This is a genomic window from Mycobacterium sp. 236(2023) (assembly GCF_029623955.1).
Lineage (GTDB): Bacteria > Actinomycetota > Actinomycetes > Mycobacteriales > Mycobacteriaceae > Mycobacterium.
Window position 1 is genome coordinate 755,116 of sequence record NZ_JARSBP010000004.1, and the last position, 21,798, is coordinate 776,913.

17 protein-coding genes are annotated in these 21,798 nt (G+C 67.4%); 6 read left to right on the plus strand and 11 right to left on the minus strand.

Annotated features, from left to right (window positions below):
• Positions 1-10 precede the first annotated feature (10 nt).
• A complete protein-coding gene (locus P9A17_RS20330; RefSeq protein WP_278040498.1) occupies positions 11-643 on the plus strand; it encodes a methyltransferase domain-containing protein in 633 nt (210 codons plus the stop codon).
• 1 nt (position 644) lies between these two features.
• On the opposite strand, the gene P9A17_RS20335 is transcribed toward P9A17_RS20330, so the two are convergent.
• Together P9A17_RS20335 and P9A17_RS20340 are read right to left on the minus strand one after the other, a co-directional pair.
• Positions 645-1,112 (minus strand): DUF5078 domain-containing protein, encoded by a 468-nt coding sequence (locus P9A17_RS20335; protein ID WP_278040499.1) that lies wholly within the window; start codon positions 1,110-1,112, stop codon positions 645-647.
• Between the two features lie 93 nt (positions 1,113-1,205).
• Complete coding sequence (locus P9A17_RS20340; protein WP_278040500.1) at positions 1,206-1,445, minus strand: hypothetical protein; 240 nt, start codon at positions 1,443-1,445, stop codon at positions 1,206-1,208.
• Positions 1,446-1,609: 164 nt separating this feature from the next.
• Between P9A17_RS20340 and P9A17_RS20345 the strand changes: the two genes are divergently transcribed.
• On the plus strand, positions 1,610-2,860 hold the full coding sequence (locus tag P9A17_RS20345) for an MFS transporter (RefSeq protein WP_278040501.1): 1,251 nt from the start codon (positions 1,610-1,612) through the stop codon (positions 2,858-2,860).
• On the opposite strand, the gene P9A17_RS20350 is transcribed toward P9A17_RS20345, so the two are convergent.
• Both P9A17_RS20350 and P9A17_RS20355 read right to left on the minus strand, forming a co-directional pair.
• Entirely contained in the window at positions 2,857-4,041 is a 1,185-nt protein-coding gene (locus tag P9A17_RS20350) for an acyl-CoA dehydrogenase family protein (RefSeq protein WP_278040600.1), read from the minus strand. The two genes, P9A17_RS20345 and P9A17_RS20350, sit on opposite strands and share 4 nt — an antisense overlap.
• A gap of 27 nt (positions 4,042-4,068) precedes the next feature.
• Positions 4,069-5,070, minus strand: a complete 1,002-nt coding sequence (locus P9A17_RS20355; protein ID WP_278040502.1) for a hypothetical protein — start codon at positions 5,068-5,070, stop codon at positions 4,069-4,071.
• Positions 5,071-5,432: 362 nt separating this feature from the next.
• Between P9A17_RS20355 and eat the strand changes: the two genes are divergently transcribed.
• The 3 genes from eat to eutC are packed head-to-tail and all read left to right on the plus strand — an operon-like array spanning position 5,433 to position 8,985.
• Positions 5,433-6,842 carry an ethanolamine permease gene (eat, locus tag P9A17_RS20360; protein ID WP_278040503.1) on the plus strand — a complete coding sequence of 470 codons (1,410 nt, stop codon included), beginning with the start codon at positions 5,433-5,435 and terminating at the stop codon, positions 6,840-6,842.
• Positions 6,839-8,248 (plus strand): ethanolamine ammonia-lyase subunit EutB, encoded by a 1,410-nt coding sequence (locus P9A17_RS20365; protein ID WP_278040504.1) that lies wholly within the window; start codon positions 6,839-6,841, stop codon positions 8,246-8,248. Before eat ends, P9A17_RS20365 begins: the two co-directional genes overlap by 4 nt.
• Entirely contained in the window at positions 8,245-8,985 is a 741-nt protein-coding gene (eutC, locus tag P9A17_RS20370) for an ethanolamine ammonia-lyase subunit EutC (protein WP_278040505.1), read from the plus strand. Before P9A17_RS20365 ends, eutC begins: the two co-directional genes overlap by 4 nt.
• Positions 8,986-9,002: 17 nt before the next feature.
• Here the strand turns inward: eutC and P9A17_RS20375 are convergent, their stop codons facing one another.
• Both P9A17_RS20375 and P9A17_RS20380 read right to left on the minus strand, forming a co-directional pair.
• A complete protein-coding gene (locus P9A17_RS20375; RefSeq protein ID WP_278040506.1) occupies positions 9,003-9,656 on the minus strand; it encodes a sensor domain-containing protein in 654 nt (217 codons plus the stop codon).
• Positions 9,653-11,998 carry a Tex family protein gene (locus tag P9A17_RS20380; RefSeq protein ID WP_278040507.1) on the minus strand — a complete coding sequence of 782 codons (2,346 nt, stop codon included), beginning with the start codon at positions 11,996-11,998 and terminating at the stop codon, positions 9,653-9,655. The genes P9A17_RS20375 and P9A17_RS20380 overlap by 4 nt, the downstream gene beginning before the upstream one ends.
• A 92-nt stretch (positions 11,999-12,090) precedes the next feature.
• On the opposite strand from P9A17_RS20380, the gene P9A17_RS20385 reads away from it, so the two are divergent.
• Positions 12,091-13,875 carry a thiamine pyrophosphate-requiring protein gene (locus P9A17_RS20385; RefSeq protein WP_278040508.1) on the plus strand — a complete coding sequence of 595 codons (1,785 nt, stop codon included), beginning with the start codon at positions 12,091-12,093 and terminating at the stop codon, positions 13,873-13,875.
• A 50-nt stretch (positions 13,876-13,925) separates the two neighbouring features.
• Here P9A17_RS20385 and katG read toward each other — a convergent pair whose 3' ends face one another.
• The 5 genes from katG to P9A17_RS20410 all read right to left on the minus strand — a co-directional run bounded on the left by katG (position 13,926) and on the right by P9A17_RS20410 (position 21,662).
• Positions 13,926-16,157 (minus strand): catalase/peroxidase HPI, encoded by a 2,232-nt coding sequence (katG, locus tag P9A17_RS20390; protein WP_278040509.1) that lies wholly within the window; start codon positions 16,155-16,157, stop codon positions 13,926-13,928.
• 65 nt (positions 16,158-16,222) lie between these two features.
• Entirely contained in the window at positions 16,223-16,666 is a 444-nt protein-coding gene (locus P9A17_RS20395) for a Fur family transcriptional regulator (protein ID WP_278040510.1), read from the minus strand.
• A gap of 113 nt (positions 16,667-16,779) precedes the next feature.
• Positions 16,780-18,063 carry an acyltransferase family protein gene (locus P9A17_RS20400; protein ID WP_278040511.1) on the minus strand — a complete coding sequence of 428 codons (1,284 nt, stop codon included), beginning with the start codon at positions 18,061-18,063 and terminating at the stop codon, positions 16,780-16,782.
• Positions 18,064-18,118: 55 nt separating this feature from the next.
• Positions 18,119-19,255: a hypothetical protein gene (locus P9A17_RS20405; protein WP_278040512.1), complete on the minus strand. Its 1,137-nt coding sequence runs from the start codon at positions 19,253-19,255 to the stop codon at positions 18,119-18,121.
• Between the two features lie 169 nt (positions 19,256-19,424).
• The gene (locus tag P9A17_RS20410) at positions 19,425-21,662 is read right to left on the minus strand and encodes an NADP-dependent isocitrate dehydrogenase (protein WP_278040513.1); all 2,238 of its coding nucleotides are present in this window, start codon (positions 21,660-21,662) and stop codon (positions 19,425-19,427) included.
• Positions 21,663-21,798 lie beyond the last annotated feature (136 nt).

Genomic DNA, 21,798 nt, shown 5'->3' on the forward strand with positions numbered 1-21,798 from the left:
TGTTTCCGCGATGATGGTCACGCGCAGGGGGTTCAACCAGGCCGTCACCGGGTTCTGGGGCCTTGCCGCGCCGATCTATGACACCGAGTTCGTGCAGCGGTGGGTGTACCGGCCTGCGCACGACGAGATGATCGCGCTTCTGCGGGCTCATGCCTCTCGACGAGTCGCCGATGTCGGTTGCGGCACTGGCATTCTCGCCGACCGGATTCAGCGCGAACTGCATCCCGGGGAGGTCTTCGGTGTCGACCTCTCAGAGGGGATGCTGGCGCAGGCGGTGCGTCGCTCGGGCGCCGTGAAATGGCGGACGGCGCCGGCGGAGCAGTTGCCGTTCGACGACGGGACCCTCGACGCGGTCGTGACGACGTCGGCGTTCCACTGGTTCAATCAGCCGGCCGCGCTGCGGGAGTTCCACCGCGTGCTCGCGCCGGGTGGTTTCGCTGCGGTGGCGACACTCAGCCCGCGGCAGCGGCTGCCGTTGCAATGGCTCACCGCCAACCAGCTGAACCCGTCGCACGCCCCGGATCCCGCGGAGATGCGGGCGCTGTTCACCGACGCCGGGTTCGCCGTCGACGATCAGCACCGCGTTCAGCGTCCGATGTGGACGCCGATATCGGACGTGATCACGGTCGGGGTCAGAGGCTGAGCTAACGGACGACCCAGTTCCACACGGACATATCGCCGCGGGGGTAGTTCATGCAGACGTCGGTGGCGTGGGCGACGACGCCCTTGTTGTTGAAGAAGATCTTGGCCCAGTTGCCCCAGCGGGTGGCGACCTGCTCGTAGTAGATGTTGGTCGCGGTGTTCTCGGAGTACTGGCGGCGGCCCACGGCGTCGAGTGAGAAGAACCAGTGGATGCGGTCGAAGGCCATCTGCTGAATGTCGGCGGGCCTGTTGCTGCGGTCGATCATGTAGCGCTCGAAGTACACCGGGTTGGTGTCGCGGACGGCGGCGAGGTACTGCTCGACGTCGCAGGTGGTGTGGATGATGCGGCGCGGGATCGGATAGTCCTCGGTCGAGTCGGCCGACGCGGGACCGGCGAGGCTCAGGCCGACCGCTGCGGCGCCGAGCAACCCCAGACCTGCACGCGTGATGCGATTTCTCAGTCCGGTCATCGTTGCTCCTGCCTCGTCATGTCGATCGGGGTGCGCGCATCCCCGCGTGAGTATATAGCGCGGCTATGCAGATGGAGGGTGCCGATCATGGATCTAACCGCCGCCCGTGACCGGGTTCGAGGTCAACGAAATCCAGCCACCGTTGATCCAAACACCCCAACGCCCGCCCCAGGCCGGATTCCACACGACCGGTTGACCGTTCCAGACTTCGGCGGGTTTCGGCGGTGCCCATGCCGGCGCGGGTTGCGCGCTCGCGGACGCACCGCCGAGCACTCCCGCGGTCAGGCCGGCAGCGACGGCGGCGGCACAGAGCGAACGCTTCATCAAGGTCATGTATCACTCCCGCGTCGGAACAGGGCGGTACTTAGCATATATAACGAGACGGCCCAGCGGTAACCCCGGGTCGTCAGTTCGGCACTTCCGCGCCGTGCACACATGACATTCTGGGAGCTTCCTGTAAAGCCTCTCGCTAGAAGCCGAGCCCCACGAGGAGATTGATGTCGGGCCATACGCCGCGGCGTGCATGGGCGGCCGTGTCGGTCCTGGCCGTCGTGGGCACGCTGAACTACGCCGACAGATTCCTGCCTGCCGTCCTGGCCGAACCGATCCGCGAAGATCTGGCGTTGTCCGACACCGCGATCGGCCTGATCAACGGGTTCGGATTCCTGGCCGTCTACGCGCTCATCGGGATCCCCATCGCGCGCATCTCCGATCGGGGCGCCTACGGCCTGGTGATCTCGGGATGCCTGTCGTTGTGGGGAGCGATGACCATGCTGGGCGGGGCCGTGCAGTCCGGGTTTCAGCTCGCGCTGACCCGTGTGGGTGTGGCCATCGGCGAAGCTGGTTCGACGCCGGCCGCCCACGCTTACGTGGCCCGCAACTTCGCACCGGAACGCCGAGCGGCGCCGCTGGCGGTCATCACACTGGCCATCCCACTCGCGAGCGCAGCGAGCCTCATCGGCGGTGGTCTGCTCGCCCAGGCGCTCGGGTGGCGGACGGCGTTCGTCGTCATGGGCGCGCTCAGCGTCGCGTTCGTTCCCGTCGTGCTGGCGGTCGTCGGCCGCCGACAGAATCCATTGGTCGAATCTTTTGCTGCCGAACAGGTTCCGACGAACTGGTGGGATATCCTGCGCAAGCCGAGCTACCTGACGATCGTCGCGGGTGCCGCGTCGATCTCAGTGGCCGGCTATGCAGTCACGACGTTCGCTCCCGCTTTCTTGATGCGGGCCCGCGGGATGTCGCTCGGTGACGTCGGAATCCAGTACGGCATCGCCAGCGGTGTGGCCGGCATCCTGGGCCTGCTCGTGGTCGGCAAGGTCGCCGACCGGCTGTCGAGCGTAGATCCCCGGTGGCTGCTGTGGCTGGTGGCGTTGATGACCGCTGTCCTGATCCCGTTCTCGACGCTGGCCTTCATCGTCGAAAGTCCGGTTCTGGCAGTGGTGTTCATCGCGCTGAGCTATGTCGTTGGCACGGCCTACATGGCGCCGTCGATCGCGGCGATCCAGCGCCTGGTACCTGCCGAACAGCGGGCCACCGCGTCGGCGATCTTCCTGTTCTTCAGCGCGATCCTCGGCTCGGTGGGACCGTTCGTGACCGGCGTGATCAGCGATGCGCTGAAGGCGGACCTCGGCACCGTGTCGCTGGGCCGGGCACTACTGTGCGTGGTTCCCGTCATGCATCTGGTCGCGATCGCGTGTTACCTGCTGGCGAGCAGGCGCTACCTACGCGAGATCGTGACCGAGATCTAGAGCCCGAACTGGTCCTCGACGATTCCGAGCCACACCTGCGCGGCGTCGATGGCCACCTTCTCGCTGATGAAGGCGTGCTGCGTGCCGGTGTAGATGTCGCGGAACGCCCGCTCGAGGCGGCTGCCCTCGCGGATGGACGTGGTGCCTGCGACGAGGTGGGCCCATTCGGCGCAGGACCTCGCGGTGTCGGTGGCGAACACCGCGGCGACGCGCATATCGGCCCGCAGCGTGGGGGTCAGCTCGCCACCCCCGCCGACAACTGCTTCGGCGGTCGTGAACGCGTCGAGCACAAGCAGCCGGGCTGCTCGCCACGCGGCGACGTGATGGGCCAGGCCTTTCTGGAAGGTCGGCCGGGAGGCCAGCGATGCCATGTCGCTCATCCGGAACTTCGTCTCGGCCAGCTCCGCGACGTCGTCGAGCATGCTCTTCGCGACGCCCAGCGCCCATGCGGCATGCCCCGCCGCGGTCACCGGCATCATGCCCATCCGCGTCGCGGCCGAACTCCCCCGCTGCGGTTCCCGGGTGAACAGCGCGAAAGTGCGCTCGTGCGGGACGAATACGTCGGCGATCGCGTAGTCGTAGGACCCAGTGGCCTTGAGTCCCTGCACATGCCAGCCGTCGTTGAACGCGACGTCGGCGCGCGGCACCACGGCGACCCGCATGTCGGGCACGCCTTCACTGATCCACTGCATCTCACCGTCGACCATCGGGAAGAAGCCGGCGGCGACGTATTCGGCGTGGCCCGTGCCCGAGCCGAAACTCCATGATCCGGTCAGTCGGTAGCCGCCGTCGACGGCGACGCCCTGGCCGTTGGGGAAGAACTGGCCGCCCATCGTGACGCGGTTGTCGTTGGCGGTGAACACCTCGGCGAAACCGGCATCGGGCAGGTAGGCCGCCGCGGCGAACGACGACGGCAGGTTGGCGATCCCCACCCACCCGAACGAGCCGTCCTGCCAAGCCATCTCGATCCAGGTCTCGATCATCTCGGTGAAGGTCGGCTCGACGCCGCCGGCGGCCGTCGGGTTGAACGACGTCATCAGTCCGCCGGACCACATGGCGTCGACGACGGCGGGGGTCAGGGTGCGGTTGCGCTCGCAGTCGGCGGCCTGGTCGCGCACGAGGTCGCGCATCGCGCGGGCGCGGTCGACGATGCTGTTTCCGGTTTCGAGTTCGTGGGTCACCGCCGTCACGGCGTCGAGGCTAGCGGCTCAGGGCAGCGCAGTGAACAGATTCGACGGATCTGTCATCTCGGGGGCGACGGGTTCGGGTTGCCCGGCAGGTAGGTGTGGTTCGCCCGTCGGCGGGACAGCTTCGGGAGCGGGCGGAGCCACTTCCGGCACCGCCGGAACGGCCTCGGGCGCAGCCGGAACGGCCTCGGGCGCAGCCGGAACGGCCTCGGGGACCGGCGCCGGCAAGACGACCGGAGCGGCGGGCGCCGGTGCCGCGAGGTGCGGGACGCCTTCGGGCATGTGGGGCACTCCGGTCGGCACCGGGACGACGGGGAGCGCGACGGGCTCCGCGGCGCGAGCAGGCTCGGGGGTGGCCCACTCGGATTCGTCGGCCTCGTCGGACTCCTGGTCCGGCGCCGCGACGATCTTGCGGACTGCGTTTGCGGCGGAGTCGGACGGTGCGGGCACGGCGACCCAGCCCGGGTCGGGTTGGGGTCGTGATGCGGCTGCGGTGGCGGTCTGCTCGGCGGACGGGACAGAACCCGAGGTCAGAAGCAGCCCGGCGAGCGCCGCGACGGCGGCGGCGCCGAGCACGGCCACCGCGATCCGCGTCCGGGAGCGGTTTCGACGAGGTGGGGTCTGCCGAACGATGGGCACGGTGACGGCCTCGCTGGGGTGGACCTTGGCGACGGCGGCACCGTAGGCGAGTGCCAGGCCGGGCTCGGTCTCCGGGTGCACCATGACGGCCATGGCGTTGCCGAAAGGAACGGCCTCGACCTTGGCGAAGCCCAGGCAGCTCAGGCGAGTCCGGAGCCGCAGGCCGTCGCGAGCGACGTCGTCGCTCCAGGTGAGCCGAACGCGGTCGACGTCGAAACCGCCGTTGGCAGCGATTGCGTGAGCGCCACGCGCGGCCGCACCGGCGATCTCGGTGTCGGAATGGAACTCGATGACGTCGTGGTCTGTCACGGTGCCGTCGGCTTCGTCGACCAATACCCAGACGACATCGTCGGAGGTCAGCGACAACCCCAGCACCATGCCCACGCCGTCTCCTTCTGTCGCCGTTGTGTGTGATCTATCGGACATTGTCGGGACGCTGTTACAGATGGGGTTGTCCGTGCACACGACTGGACACCGCCTCGTGCAGCACCTAGGCTTCCGCTAAAGGTTGGAAGAAAGACCTTTAAAATCCGCCCCGGGTGCACGTCGGATCGGCAGGAGCGTAACGCCACCATGCGGCTCCCGCGCGTCATCCGGGTGGCGACGTCGATGTCGCGCTGATTAATCCTGCGTTCTGTCACGTGTATTTCGTTGTGCGCCAAAGCGTTTCGCGCTTTCGTGCAACGTCGATGCAACTCCGCGGCCAGTAGTGTTCTGGGTCACATCGATGAAGGGAGACCCATCTCGTGAGCGGCGTCGAAGCACACCGGGAAACCGACAACTATCTGGAGAAGCGCCAGCTGAAAAGAGGTAGCGCCGGCTGGGTGCTGCTGGCCGGACTCGGCGTCAGCTACGTCGTCTCCGGTGACTATTCCGGGTGGAACTTCGGCCTGGCCGAAGGTGGTTTCGGCGGTCTGGCGATCGCCGCGGTCATCATCGCCGGGATGTACCTGGCCCTTGTGCTCGGCATGGCAGAGCTGTCCTCCGCGCTGCCCGCGGCCGGCGGCGGCTACACGTTCGCGCGGCGCGCGCTCGGACCATGGGGCGGTTTCGCCACTGGCACCGCCATCCTCATCGAGTACGCGATCGCACCGGCGGCCATCGCGACGTTCATCGGCGCCTACGTCGAATCCCTCGGCCTGTTCGGCATCACCGATGGCTGGTGGGTCTACCTCGGCGCCTACGCCATCTTCATCGGCATCCACTTGTCCGGGGTCGGTGAGGCACTCAAAGTCATGTTCGTCATCACCGCGATCGCGCTCGTCGGACTCGTCGTCTTCGCCGTCGCCGCGGTCGGCCAGTTCGATCCCGCCAACCTCACCGACATCGCCGTGACCGACGCGGCCGGGTCGTCTGCGCTACTGCCGTTCGGGCTGCTCGGGGTGTGGGCGGCGATCCCATTCGCGATCTGGTTCTTCCTCGCCATCGAGGGCGTGCCGCTGGCGGCCGAGGAAACCGACCGCCCGGAGCGCAATGTGCCGCGAGGCATCATCGCCGCGATGGCGGTGCTCCTGGTGACCTGCGTCGCTGTCCTCGTGTTGACGACCGGTGCAGGTGGTGCAGCGGCCATGTCGGAGTCCGGCAATCCGTTGGTCGAGGCGCTCGGGGACAGCGGGTGGGCCAAGGTGGTCAACTACATCGGGCTGGCCGGGCTGATCGCGAGCTTCTTCTCCATCATCTACGCCTACTCCCGCCAGCTCTTCGCGCTCTCGCGAGCCGGCTATCTGCCGACCGCACTGTCGGTGACGAACTCGCGCAAAGCACCGACGTTGGCGCTGATCGTGCCGGGCTTCATCGGATTTGCGTTGTCGCTCACCGGCCAGGGCGCGCTCCTGCTCAACATGGCGGTGTTCGGCGCCGCGCTGAGCTACGTGCTGATGATGGTCAGCCACATCGTGTTGCGCAGGCGCGAGCCTGAGATGCCGCGGCCTTACCGCACCCCGGGCGGTGTCGTCACCACCGGTTTCGCCCTCGTGGTGGCGGTGCTCGCGGTGATCGCAACCTTCCTCGTCGACCATGTCGCCGCCCTGTGCTGCCTGGGCGTGTTCGCGGCCTTCATGGCGTATTTCGGGCTCTACAGTCGGCACCGCGTGATCGCCAACTCCCCCGACGAAGAATTCGCCGCACTTGCCGCCGCCGAAGACGATCTCAGATGACCTACCGTCAGCAGATTTCCGGCCACACCTATCAGTTCGACGGCCTCGTCGAGGTCATGGCCAAGGCCACCCCGCTGCGTTCCGGTGACCAGCTCGCCGGGTGCGCCGCCGAGTCAGATGCCGAAAGAGCTGCTGCGGCATGGGTTCTCGCCGATCTACCGCTCTCGACGTTTCTCCAGGAGCAGGTGGTCCCCTACGAGACCGACGATGTCACGCGCCTGATCATCGACAGCCACGACCGCCAGGCATTCCAGGCCGTGTCCCACCTGACCGTCGGAGGGTTGCGGGACTGGTTGCTGGACACCGCATCCCACCCGCAGAGCGCCGAGCGGATCAGGGCGGTCGCGCCCGGGCTGACCCCGGAGATGGTGGCGGCCGTGTCGAAGATCATGCGCAATCAGGATCTGATCGCCGTGGCCGCGGCGACGGTCGTCGGCGCCGCCTTCCGGACGTCGATCGGCGTGCCGGGCACGCTCGCCACCCGTCTGCAGCCGAACCACCCGACCGATGATCCGCGCGGGATCGCCGCCGCAACGCTGGACGGCCTGCTGATGGGCTGCGGAGACGCGGTGATCGGCATCAACCCGGCGACCGACTCCCCGCACGCGACATCGGATCTGCTCCACCTGCTCGACGAGATCCGGCAGCGGTTCGAGATTCCGATGCAGTCGTGCGTGCTGTCTCACGTGACCACGACGATGGAGCTCATCGAGCGCGGCGCCCCGGTCGACCTCGTGTTCCAATCCATCGCCGGAACACAAGGGGCGAACACGAGTTTCGGGATCACGCTGCCGATGCTGGCCGAGGCCAACGAAGCGGGGCGATCCCTCGCGCGCGGCACCGTCGGCGACAACATCATGTATCTGGAGACGGGCCAGGGTTCGGCACTGTCGGCCGGCGCCCACCTCGGTACCGGGGGCAAGCCCGTCGACCAGCAGACGCTCGAGACCAGGGCCTACGCCGTCGCCCGCGCTCTGGACCCGCTTCTGGTGAACACCGTCGTCGGTTTCATCGGGCCGGAGTACCTCTACGACGGCAAGCAGATCATCAGGGCTGGTCTCGAAGACCACTTCTGCGGCAAGCTGCTCGGCCTGCCGATGGGCGTCGATGTCTGCTACACCAACCATGCCGAAGCCGACCAGGACGACATGGACACACTGCTGACCCTGCTCGGCGTCGCCGGCGCGGCGTTCGTCATCACGGTTCCCGGCGCCGACGATGTCATGCTCGGGTACCAGAGTCTCGCCTTCCACGACGCGCTGTACGCCCGCAAGACGTTGAAGCTGCGGCCGGCGCCCGAATTCGAGGCCTGGCTGGCGCGGCTCGGCATGGCCGACGCCCACGGCCACGTCCTGCCGATCGACCCCGCCCGCTCGCCCCTACTCGCGCTGGCGGCCGGCCAATGACCGAGAACGCCCCTGTCGAAGACGTCTGGGCTCCCCTGCGCCGCACCACACAGGCGCGCATTGGGTTGGGCCGCGCGGGCAATTCGCTTCCCTCGCAGCGTGTTCTGGAATTCAAGGCCGCGCATTCGGCGGCCCGCGACGCCGTGCACGTGCCGCTGGATGTCGATGCGTTCGCCGCCGCAGTCGAGCCCGCCGGGCTGGGTGCGCCCTTGATCGTGCGCAGCCGGGCGGCGAGCCGCGCCGAATATCTGCGCCGTCCCGATCTGGGCCGCGCACCCGACGACCTGAGCGAGCTGCCGGACACGGGAGCCGACATCGGCATCGTGCTCGCAGACGGTCTGTCGCCCCGCGCGCTGACCGACCACGGCACCGGTCTGCTCGCGGCGCTCATCGAGCAGTTCGACGGGGCGTATCGGCTGGCGCCTCCGGTCATCGCGACCCAGGCGCGGGTCGCCCTCGGAGACCACATCGGCGCCGCGCTCGGTGTATCGACCCTGCTGATGGTCATCGGGGAACGGCCGGGGCTCTCCGTCGCCGACAGCCTGGGTATCTACCTGACCCATCTGCCGAAGCCTGGCCGCACCGACGCGGACCGCAACTGCATCTCCAACATCCACCCCGGCGGTCTCGACTATCCGACGGCTGCGCGCATCGCCGCAGCCCTGGTGGCCGGCGCTCGCAAGCTCGGACGGTCGGGCGTCGCGCTCAAGGACACGTCACGTGCCGAGCTGGAGTGATTCCCGCTTTGAAATGATCAGGCGGTGGTGTTCGCCAGTCTGTCGATCCGCTCCAGGGCTTCCTCGGCGAGCCCGGCGACGTCGTAACCTGGGGCCGGCCCGCAGGTCGTGATCTCGATCGCCGCGTTGTAGGCGGCGACGAAAAGGTTGTCGCAGTTCCAGTCGACGGCGCGCAGCGACCACAGCACGCTGCCGTCGGGGCCGTCTGTGGCCGCGGGTTGCACCTCGAACTCGTAGACCCGGTCCTGCATCGTGGTGACCGACAGCGTGGTGGCGGTGCACTCGTCGACGGCCGTGCGCACCGTGTCCAGCGCGGCGGCCGGATCGAATTCCGACCGGTAGACCGCCACCATCTCCTCGATGAAAAACTGTCCGTCGTCGCTCGTCCAGTGGCCGCCGTCGGTGGCCAGCGGTCGCCCCGCGTCGATGAACGGTGGGTCGACCTCGCGGCCGAGGCCGGCACACCGTTCGGGTTCTGCGACGACGAACAGGTTGCCGTCCTCCCCGATCACCTTGGGGCTGAGCAGGTCTGCCACCTGCAGCGTGCCGATGGGCGCAGCCAGCGACTCGGGCCGGGCCTGCGGGTTGTCCACGTGGCGGGTGCATCCGCCGAGCAGCGCGGCGGCCACGGCGACAGATGCCGCCACCGTGCGCCGCGCTGCGGTGATCATCGCCCGAAGCCTGCGTCCTTCAACGCCTGTGCCATCGATCCGCCCGCCCGGCTGTCAGACCGTCCTCCGGAGTTGTTGGCGCGCTCCGGCTTTCGGTCCGGCTTCCGTTGCGGACCGCGGGGCCGCTCGTCCTTGCGGGGTGCTCGCCCCGCTTTCGCGTCATCGCCCAGTCGCAGGGACAGGCCGATCCGCTGCCGCTCGACATCCACGTCGACGACTTTGACGCGTACCACCTGTCCGGATCGCACCACCTCGTGGGGATCGGAGACGTAGCGATCGGCCATCGCGGAGACGTGCACGAGTCCGTCCTGGTGGACGCCGACGTCGACGAAGGCCCCGAACGCCGCCACGTTGGTGACGACACCTTCGAGGATCATCCCGGCTTTGAGGTCGGCGACCTTCTCGACACCGGCGGCGAACGTCGCGGTCGTGAACGCCGGCCGCGGATCGCGCCCGGGCTTCTCGAGCTCACCGAGAATGTCGGTGACGGTGGGGATCCCGAATCGGTCGTCGGCGAAGTCGGCCGGCCTCATCGCGCGCAAGGCGCGCTCGTCGCCGATGATCTCGGCCAGCGTCAGGCTCGCCCGGTCGAGGATGCGGTGGACCACCGGATAGGACTCCGGGTGCACACCCGACGCGTCGAGCGGGTCTTCACCGTCGCGGATCCGCAGGAATCCGGCGCACTGTTCGAAAGCCTTGGGGCCCAAGCGCGGAACGTCGAGCAGTGCGCGACGGTTCTGGAACCGTCCCGTCCTGTCCCGGTGCGCCACGATGGCCTCGGCCAGCGATTCGGTGATGCCGGAGACGCGCGACAGCAGCGGCACCGAGGCGGTGTTCAGATCGACACCCACGGCGTTCACCGCGTCCTCGACGACGGCGCCGAGGCTCTTGGCGAGGATGCCCGGGGTGATGTCGTGCTGATACTGGCCCACACCGATCGACTTCGGCTCGATCTTGACCAGCTCGGCGAGCGGATCCTGCAGCCGCCGTGCGATCGACACCGCGCCGCGCAGGGTGACGTCGAGATCGGGAAGTTCGTGTGCCGCATACGCCGACGCCGAATACACCGACGCGCCGGCCTCGCTGACCAACGCCTTCGCGGGTGCCTGTGCGCCTGCGCCGCGGATGTCGGCGATGAGTTCTGTTGCCAGAGCGTCGGTTTCCCGTGAAGCGGTGCCGTTGCCTATCGCGACCAGCTCGACGCCGTGCCGCGCGACCAGTGCAGCGAGCGTGGCTTTGGCTGCGTCCCACTGCTTCTGGGGCTGATGCGGGAAGATCGCGCAGGTGTCGACGACCTTGCCGGTGCCGTCGACGACGGCGACCTTGACGCCCGTCCGGAACCCGGGATCCAGGCCCAACGTGGTGCGGTTGCCCGCGGGGGCGGCCAGCAGCAGATCCTTGAGGTTCTTCGCGAAGACCGTGACGGCGTCCTCCTCGGCGCGCAGCCGCAGCCGCACCCTGGCGTCCACCGAGGCCGACACCGACAGACGGGTGCGCCACGCGAACCCGACGGTGGCCGCCAGCCACGTCGTCGCCGCGGCACCCGCGGTCAGATTCACGCCGAGGGCGGCGGCGATCGTCGCCTGATAGAAGTCCTCGTCGCCGCCGTCGAGACCCAGCGACAACACCCCTTCCTTCTCCCCCCGCAGCACGGCGAGCACCCGGTGCGACGGCATCGCCGCCAGAGGTTCGGTGTGGTCGAAGTAGTCCCGGAACTTCTGCGCCTTCTCGGAGGTGGCCGCGTCATCGGTGGCAGGCCGGGTGCGCACCGAGCCCTTCTCCCAGAAACGCTCCCGCAGCCCGCCGACGAGCTCGGCGTCCTCGGCGGCGCGCTCGACGATGATGTGCCTGGCCCCGTCGAGGGCGGCCGCCACGTCGGCGACATCATCGGTGAGAAATTCCGCCGCGGCAGCGTCGGGCACGAGGGTGGGATCGGCGAGCAGGCGTTCGGCGAGCGGTTCGAGCCCGGCTTCCCTGGCGATCTGCGCTTTGGTGCGGCGCTTGGGCTTGTACGGCAGGTAGATGTCCTCGACGCGGGCCTTGGTGTCGGCCGCCATCAGGGCCGACGTCAGCTCGGCGGTGAGCTTGCCCTGCTCCTTGATGGATGCCAGTACCGCGGTGCGCCGGTCGTCGAGCTCCCGCAGATAGCCCAGCCGTTCCTCCAGCTGCCGCAGCTGACCGTCGTCGAGGCTGCCGGTGACCTCTTTGCGGTAGCGGGCGATGAACGGCACCGTGGCACCCTCGTCGAGCAGCCGCACGGCGGCGATGACCTGGTTCTCCCCCACCGCCAGTTCCTCAGCGAGACGGGCGTTTACAGACTTCACGGCGGTGCTCGTATTCACCCGCGGAACCCTACCCAATCTCTCGGACAGCACGGTCTGTGACACGGGCACGCGACGTTTGGCCAGGGCACCTCCGGGTAGCCGCCGTGGGTATGAGCACCGATGTCGCCGATTTCCTTCTCGACCGCCTCAGACAATGGAATGTCACACACATCTTCGGCTACCCCGGTGACGGGATCAACGGTCTGATTTCCGCGCTGGGGCGCGCCGACGACGACCCCCGGTTCGTGCAGACCCGGCACGAGGAGATGGCCGCGTTCGCCGCCGTCGGGTACGCGAAGTTCTCCGGCGAGGTGGGCGTGTGCATGGCCACGTCGGGTCCCGGGGCGATCCACCTGCTCAACGGCCTCTACGACGCAAAACTCGACCATGTGCCGGTGGTGGCGATCATCGGTCAGACGGCGCGTACCGCGATGGGCAGCAGTTACCAGCAGGAAGTCGACCTGCAGGCGCTGTTCCGCGACGTCGCCAGCGACTACATCGTCGAAGTCAATGCCTCCGCCCAGCTTCCTATGGCACTGGACAGGGCGATCCGAACGGCCCGCACACGGCGCGCGCCGACTGTCGTCATTGTGCCGTCGGACCTGCAGGAGGAGAAGTACGAGGCGCCCGAGCACGAGTTCAAGCAGGTTCCCTCGAGTGACCCCGGCGACGTCTACGGCGTCGTCACCCCCGATGAAACCCAGGTGCGCCGTGCCGCCGAGATCCTCAACGCCGGCGAACGGGTGGCCATCTTGATCGGGCAGGGGGCGCGCGGCGCCGCCGCGGAGGTTACGGCGGTGGCCGACACGCTCGGAGCGGGGGTAGCCAAGGCGCTGCTGGGCAAGGACGTCCTCCCGGACGATCTTCCGTTCGTCACCGGCGCCATCGGCCTTCTCGGCACGCGCGCGAGCTACGAGCTGATGCGCGACTGCGACACGCTGCTGATCGTCGGCTCGAACTTTCCCTACACGCAATTCCTGCCCGAGTTCGGCCAGGCCCGCGCGGTCCAGATCGACAGCGACGGGACGTCGATCGGTATGCGGTATCCGACCGAATTGAACATCGTCGCCGATGCGAAGACGACTTTGGCCGCACTCCAGCCACATCTGCAAGCCAAGGTCGACGACACGTGGCGGGCGACGGTCGTCGACAACGTCGCTGACTGGTGGTCGGTGATCGAAAAGCAAAGTCTGATCTCCGCACAGCCGGTCAATCCGATGCGAGTGGGGTGGGAACTCTCGAAGCGGTTGCCGCACAACGCGATCGTGACCGCGGACTCGGGATCGTCCACCACGTGGTACGCCCGATGCCTGACGTTCACCGAAGACATGCGCGGTTCGGTGTCCGGCACGCTCGCCACGATGGGGTGTGCCGTGCCGTACGCGCTCGGGGCCAAGTTCGCCCACCCGGACCGGCCCGTCATTGCTCTGGTCGGAGACGGCGCGATGCAGATGAACGGGTTGGCCGAATTGCTCACCATCGCCCGTTACCGCCCGGAGTGGGACGCGCTCCCATTCGTCGTCTGCGTCTTCGGGAACGGCGACCTCAACCAGGTCACCTGGGAGCTGCGCGCGATGGGCGGAGCGCCCAAATTCGAGGAGTCGCAGAGCCTTCCGCCGGTGAGCTATGCCGAGGTCGCGCGCGCCATGGGAGTGGATGCCATGACCGTCGATTCGGAGGACGACGTCGGCGATGCCTGGGACTGGGCGCTCTCGGCGACCGGACCGACCCTCTTGGATGTCCGTTGCGATCCGGAGGTTCCGCCGATACCTCCGCACATCACCGTCGAGCAGATGCTGAACATGACGCGCGCGGTCGCCAAGGGCGACCCCGACGCACGGCACCTCGTCTACCAGACGATCAAGACGAAGGCGGCAGAGCTTTTCTCACTCTGAGAGTCGGCGCCCGCACCGTTGGGTGCGGGCGCCGATCTCACTACTGCGACTCAGTGCAGGTCGAACCGGTCGGCATTCATCACCTTGACCCACGCGGCGACGAAGTCCTCGACGAACTTGCCCTTGTTGTCGTTCTGCGCGTACACCTCGGCCAGCGCCCGAAGCTGCGAATTCGAGCCGAAGACAAGGTCGTTGGCGGTCGCGGTCCACTTCGTCTGACCCGACGCGCGGTCCTTGCCCTCGTAGACGTTCTCGGCGTTCTCCGAAGCCTTCCACTCGGTGCTCATGTCGAGCAGGTTGACGAAGAAGTCGTTTGACAGCACACCCGGCCTGTCGGTGAAGACGCCGTGCTTGCTACCGCCGTGGTTGGCGCCGAGCGCCCGCAACCCGCCGAGAAGTACCGTCAACTCCGGCGCGGTGAGGTCGAGCATGTAGGCCCGTTCGACCAACAATTGCTCCAGCGGCGCCTTCTCCCCCGCACGCATGTAGCTGCGGAAGCCGTCGGCACGAGGCTCCAGCACGGAGAACGATTCCACGTCGGTGTCCTCCTGCGACGCGTCCGTGCGTCCCGGAGCGAAGTGCACGTCGATCTCGAATCCGCCTTCCTTGGCGGCCTTTTCGATCGCCGCCGAACCGGCCAGCACGATCACGTCCGCCAACGAAACCTTCTTGCCGCCGGAAGCCGAAGCGTTGAAGTCCTGCTGGATCTTCTCGAGCACGGGCAGCACCTTGTCGAGTTCGGACGGCTCGTTGACCTCCCAGTTCCGTTGCGGCTCCAGACGCAGCCTCGCGCCGTTGGCGCCACCGCGCTTGTCGGTGCTGCGGAAGCTCGACGCCGCAGACCACGCCGTCTTGACGAGCTGCTGAACTGTCAGGTTCGACTGCAGCACAGATGATTTCAGCGCCGCGATATCGGCGTCGTCGATCTGCGCGCCGTCAGCGGCGGGAACCGGGTCCTGCCACAGTTGGGGTTCGGCGATCCACGGTCCGAGGTAGCGGCTCAGCGGTCCCATGTCGCGGTGCAGCAGCTTGTACCAGGCCTTGGCGAAGGCTGCGTCGAGCTCCTCGGGATGGTCGAGCCAGCGGCGGGTGATGGCGCCGAACTCGGGGTCGACCCGCATCGAGACGTCGGTGACGAGCATGGTCGGCTTGCGATTCGGGCCGCCGAACGGATCCGGGATGATCGCGTCGGCGTCCTTCGCCTCGAATTGCCATGCCCCGCCGGGGCTCTTGGTCAGCTCCCACTCGTTGCCGTAGAGGATTTCGAGGAAGGCGTTGCTCCAGCGGGTCGGCGTCGGGGTCCACACGACTTCGAGGCCACTGGTGATCGTGTCCCCGGCCTTGCCGGATGCGAAGGCACACTTCCAGCCGAGGCCCTGCTGCTCGATCGGCGCACCCTCGGGTTCCGGGCCGACCAACTCGCCATCTCCGGCGCCGTGGGTCTTGCCGAGCGTGTGGCCGCCCACGATCAGTGCGGCGGTCTCCTCGACGTTCATCGCCATCCGGCCGAATGTCGCCTTGATGTCGATGGCCGCCGCCAGCGGATCCGGTTTGCCTTCAGGGCCTTCCGGGTTGACGTAGATGAGGCCCATCGTGGTGGCGCCGTACGGCTCGGCAAGTTCGCGCTCGCCCGAGTAGCGCCTGTCGGTGCCAAGCCACTCGTCCTCTTCGCCGAACAGGATCTCTTCGGGCTCCCACACGTCGGGCCTGCCGAAGCCGAAGCCGAAGGTCTCGAAGCCGGCCGATTCGAGCGAGACGTTGCCTGCGAACACCAGCAGGTCGGCCCACGAGATCGAGTTTCCGTACTTCTGCTTGACCGGCCAGAGCAGCCGGCGAGCCTTGTCGAGGTTGGCATTGTCGGGCCAGCTGTTGAGCGGCGCGAACCGCTGCATGCCCTGCCCGCCGCCGCCGCGGCCGTCGTGAATCCGGTAGGTGCCCGCGGCATGCCAGCTCATCCGGATGAACAGTCCGGCATAGCTTCCGTAGTCGGCGGGCCACCAGTCCTGCGAGGTGGTGATCACCGACAGCACGTCGGCCTTCAGTGCCTCTGCATCCAGCTTCGCGAATTCCTGCGCGTAGTCGAACTCAGGGCCGAACGGGTTGGACGCCGACCCGTGCGCGTGCAGCTTGGACACGTCGACCTGATCGGGCCACCAGTCCTGATTTGTCCGCGGCGCATGGGATTTGGGGGTCGGGGACGCGATTGCCGGGTTCTCGCTCTCGCTCCGGCTGGCCGTCGCCTTCTCGGGGAATGGCGGCTTGCTATCGGGCGTATCGGACACAGTGTTCCCTTTCCTTTTCCGTAAACATCATGTGGTGATGGGGCTGTGATCACGGCTGTGACCGGTTACTTCGACTTCGAACACGCGGGGGACTTCGAACATTCGGGGCACACGCCCCAGTAGATGACCTCTGCCTCGTCGATGTCGAAGCCGAGGTCGTCGGATGCGGTGAGGCACGGCGCCTCCCCGACTGCGCAGTCGACATCGGCGATCGTTCCGCACGAGCGACATACGATGTGGTGGTGGTTGTCGGCGACCCGGGTTTCGTATCGGGCCAGTGAGCCAGCCGGTTGAATCCGCCGCACCAAACCTGTTGCGGTGAGGGCATTCAGGACGTCGTAGACGGCCTGGCGCGAGATGTCCGGCAACTGGCGCCGCGCCGCCCCGATGATCACCTCGGTATCGGCGTGCGGATGTTCGCCCACGGCGCGCAGCACTGCGATCCTCGGTCGGGTGACCCGAAGCGCTGCCGCCTTGAGGGCCTCCGAATATTCTCGTTCTCCGGCCATCGAATCCCATCCTGGACCGTTATCTGGACGGAATCAAGATTTTTCGGGAATCCGTTGGCCAAGAATGCAATCCGATGGAGAGCTGAGCTATCCGAAATGCGAAAAGGCGCTCGTCACACAGTGCGCACCGGTTGCGCCGAGATCGATCGTGCGGGTACCACCGCACACAGTCGCGCAGCGACGACGGCCGCGAGGAACACACCGAGTGCCACCCACCCCGAGGGGTGGCCGAGGCCGAACTTGGCCATCGCCACGAGGGCCACGCCGCCCACGCAGACGAACACACCGGTCACGGTCGACCGGGCACCGGTCGCGGAGACGAGTGTGTCCCACCACGGCAGCGGGCGACGCTCCAGCGGGGACAGCAACCGGAACAGGACGAACATGACAACCGCGAAGACGACGGCGCGCAGCGCCAGAAGCCACCAGAAATCGGGCGCGGCCACGTCGTAGGCGTCGAGACCGAACGCGCTGAGGGTGAACGCCGCGATCGCGATGGCGATGATGTGCCACAGATAGATGGTCATCGCGCCGGCGTTGCCCGCCGCCACCACACGCCACACCCGCGGCCGCTGCGCCCAGCGCTGGATCGCACCGGCCAGGGCGATGAACGCACACGACATCCACACACAGTGCAGTGCCAGGAGCAGCGTCGGAGGTCCGACGTTGGACACTTTCTCGGCGCCGGTCACGACGAGTGAGACCTCGTAGGGCCCGAACGTGACGAGGGCCGGCGCTGCGGCGAACGCGGCCAGCCCCATGCATGCGGCGATGCGCCGACTGATCAGCTGTCGCGCGTAGGCCACGCCGATGACGACCGGGATCAGCCACACGATGACGAAATTGGCGGCCGACGATTCGGTGACGCCGGTCGCGAACCGGATGGCGTCCATGGCGGCGGCAGCGGCGAGCAGTCCGGTGAGGACGGCGGCAACGACACGGCCGCTCGACACCCGGACCAGTGCGGGGACGAAGGCCAGCGTGATCAGGTAGACGCCGAGGAACCACAGCAGCGCCACACTCTCTGCGCCGAGCCGGGCGGCCGAGTCGGCGCCGAGGATGAGGCAGGCCGCGAGCAGTGCCACCGACCATGCGGCCAGATACCAGAACACGGGACGACACAGCCGCTGCGCCCGGGTGAACAACCATGAGCCCCAAGGAGTTCCGGCTCGGAAGCTGTAGGCGCCCGCGGCGCCGCCCGCCAGGAAGAACAGCGGCATCACCTGGGCGAACCAGGTGAGCGGGGCGACGGCGGGCACCTCACCGATCAGGTTGCCGATGCGCACGCCGCCGCTGCCGATCGTGGCGAGCAGCAGCACGCAGTGGCCGAACATCACGACGACGAGGGCGCCGAGGCGGGCGACGTCGACGGCGCGATCTCGCGTTGGCTGAGTCATGAAACAAGCATGCCGGGCCGTCGCCGGCCCGGCATGAGTAGTACTACGCCGTGTGTCAGGGCAGCGCGCTGAGGACGGAACCGATCGGACCGGCCGGAGCAGGCGCGGCTTGGGCGGGCACGTTGCCGGGCGTGGCCTGCCCGGAGATCGGGGACACCGGCACGTAGCCGGTGGCCGACGGTACTGAAGAAGAGGCGGAAGAGGCGGGCGACGCGGCGGATGTGACCGGCAGCGGCGGCCCGGCCTGCGGTCCGACCCCCGTCAGGTGCGGCACCCCGGTCTGGTTCTGCGCCGTCGACCCGAGACCCTGGACCGTCGGCACACCCGTAGCGACTTCGGCGGGCAGCAACGGTGTCGTCGCGACCTCCGTCTCGGTCTCGGCGGCGGTCTGGGGGACGGCGGCGGTGTACTCGGGCAGCTCCTCCACCTCGGGCAGCGCCTCGGCGACCGTCACCTCCGGTTCGACGATGGCCTCCGGCGCGGGTATGGGAGCGACGACAGCCTGAGGGACAGCCGGGAGCGCGGGTGCTGCCGGGACGGGGACGACGGCCGCAACAGACGCCGTTTCGGGCGTTTCCGGCGCGGACGACGGACCGCTGAGCAGTGCCCATCCGACGACTCCGGATACCGCGGCGACGAGGGCGACGCCCGCGGCCGACGCTGCCACCGGACGTGACACGGACGAGCCGACGTGGCGGACCCGGTCCGAGATGCGCAGCGCAGCTTCGCTGCTGGCCGACCTCAGGGCGGCGATGCGGCCACCGCCACCGGTAGGCATCCCGCCGCTGCGATCGTGGGGCACCCGGGCGGCGAGCCTGCCCAGGACGCCCTTGCCGTCGGCGTCGTCGAGGTCGGCACGCGCGGCACCGTAGGCCAGCACCATGTGCGGCGCGATGTGGCGGGCCGTCCGGTTACGTCCCTCGCGGGCGGCGTCCTCGGAGACGGTCTCGACGGTGTCGAAGCCGAAGAGGCGCAGCTTGGTCCGCAGACGGATGCCGTGCTGGCGTCCTTCGTCGTCCCACACCAGCCGGACACCGTCGATGTCCTGCTCGCTTTGCAGGGCGAAGGCTTGCACACTGCGTGCCGCCGCCCTGGCAATCTCGTTCACCGACTCCAGTGGCACCACCTCGTCGGCGATGATGCTGCCGTCATAGGTGTCGACGAGCACCCAAACGGCACTACTTGCGGTCAAGGACAGACCCATTACCACGCGCATAACTACCCCTAGACAGATGCCGGTGTTGGCTTGTAATCGGCACGCCTGCGACAGATGTTACGCGTGTGTCAGAACCAATTTCTCGCTGTACGGCGAAAAGACAATTAACCGTTGCGGCGAATTTTCCGTGGTAGCTGGCTGATTATTAGCCGCGAGCCGCTTCCAGCGCCTCGTTGAAGGTGGCGCTGGGCCGCATGACCTCGGCCGTTTTCTCCGGATCGGGGTAGTAGTAGCCGCCGATGTCGACCGGCTTGCCCTGGACCGCGTTGAGCTCGGAGACGATGGTCGATTCGTTGTCGGCCAGCGTCTTGGCCAGCGCCGCGAACCGCTCAGCCAGCTCTTTGTCCTCGGTCTGCTCGGCCAGCGCCTGCGCCCAGTACAGGGCGAGGTAGAACTGGCTGCCACGGTTGTCGAGCTCCCCCGACTTCCGAGACGGGCTCTTGTCGTTGTCGAGCAGCTTGCCGATCGCCGAGTCCATGGTCTTGCCCAGCAGCAGGGCCTTCTCGTTGCCAGATTTGGCGCCCATGTCCTCGAAGGAGGCGCCCAGGGCCAGGAACTCGCCCAGGGAATCCCACCGGAGGTGGTTCTCCTCGACCAGCTGGCTGACGTGCTTGGGCGCCGATCCGCCGGCGCCGGTCTCGTACATGCCGCCACCGGCCATCAGGGGCACGATCGACAGCATCTTGGCGCTGGTGCCCAGTTCGAGGATCGGGAACAGGTCGGTCAGGTAGTCGCGCAGGATGTTGCCGGTGACGGCGATGGTGTCCTGGCCGCGGATGACACGCTCCAGCGTGTACCGCATGGCCCACACCTGCGGCAGGATCGTGATGTCCAGACCGTCGGTGTCCTCTTCGGCGAGGTAGGCCTTGACCTTCTTGCGCAGCTCGTTCTCGTGCGGGCGCTCGTCGTCGAGCCAGAACACGGTGGTCATCCCGGACAGCCGGGCCCGGTTGACGGCGAGCTTGACCCAGTCGCGGATCGGGGCGTCCTTGACGATCGGCATGCGCCAGATGTCGCCTTCTTCGACGTCCTGGCTGAGCAGGACCTCACCGGTGTCGACGTCGACGATGTTGGCGACGCCGGCCTCGCTGATCTCGAAGGTCTTGTCGTGGCTGCCGTACTCCTCGGCCTTCTGCGCCATCAGGCCGACGTTGGGCACGGTGCCCATGGTCGTCGGATCGAACTGCCCGTGGGTCTTACAGAAGTTGATGACTTCCTGGTACATCCGGGAGAACGTGGATTCGGGGTTGACGGCCTTGGTGTCCTTCGTGCGGCCGTCGGCGCCGTACATCTTGCCGCCGAGCCGGATCATCGCAGGCATCGACGCGTCGACGATCACGTCGCTGGGCGAGTGGAAGTTGGAGATGCCCTTCGCCGAATCGACCATCGCCAGCTCTGGGCGATGCTCGTGGCAGGCGTGCAGGTCGTTGATGATCTCTTCGCGCTGCGACGCGGGCAGCGTCTCGATCTTCGAGTAGAGGTCGGACAGGCCGTTGTTGACGTTGACGCCGAGCTCGTCGAACAGCGCCTGATGCTTGGCGAACGCGTCCTTGTAGAAGACCTTGACCGCGTGGCCGAACACGATCGGGTGGCTCACCTTCATCATGGTGGCCTTGACGTGCAGCGAGAACATCACACCGGTCTTGTAGGCGTCCTCGATCTGCTCCTCGTAGAACTCGATGAGGGCCTTCTTGCTCATGTACATGCTGTCGATGACGTCGCCGGCGTCGAGCTTGACCTCGGGCTTGAGGACGATGGTCTGCCCGCTCGCGGTTTCGAGCACCATCTTCACGGTCCGGTCCGCGTCGATCGTCATCGACTTCTCGCCGTGGTAGAAGTCGCCGCCCTTCATCGTCGCAACGTGGGTGCGGGAGGCCTGCGACCACTTCCCCATGCTGTGGGGGTGCTTCTTGGCGTACTCTTTGACGGCGTTCGGCGCGCGGCGGTCCGAGTTGCCTTGGCGCAGAACGGGGTTCACCGCGCTGCCGAGAACCTTGGAGTACTTCTCCTTGATGGCCTTCTCTTCGTCGTTCTTCGGTTCGCCCGGGAAGTCCGGAAGGTCGTAGCCCTTGGCCTTGAGTTCTTTGATGGCGGCGAGTAACTGGGGTACCGAGGCGCTGATGTTGGGCAGCTTGATGATGTTGGTCTCGGGCAGCTGCGTCAGCTCGCCGAGTTCGGCGAGGTTGTCGGGCACCTTCTGCTCGTCGGTGAGCCGGTCGCTGAACTCGGCCAGAATGCGTGCGGCCACGGAGATGTCACTGGACTTGACGTCAATGCCGGCGGCCGACGCGAACGTCCGCACCACGGGCAGGAACGCATAGGTCGCAAGCAGCGGCGCCTCGTCGGTCAGCGTGTAGATGATGGACGGCTGCTCGGCGCTCATGTGTGTGCTCTCCCGGCGTGTTGGTGAGTGTGGCGGTCGGCTCTTGTGGAGCTTCGCACCCTTCAGGCGCAGCGTACCGAAGAGCGAACCGACAGGGTCAGGCCACTACACCGACCCTCGCGGCCTCCCTCCAGAC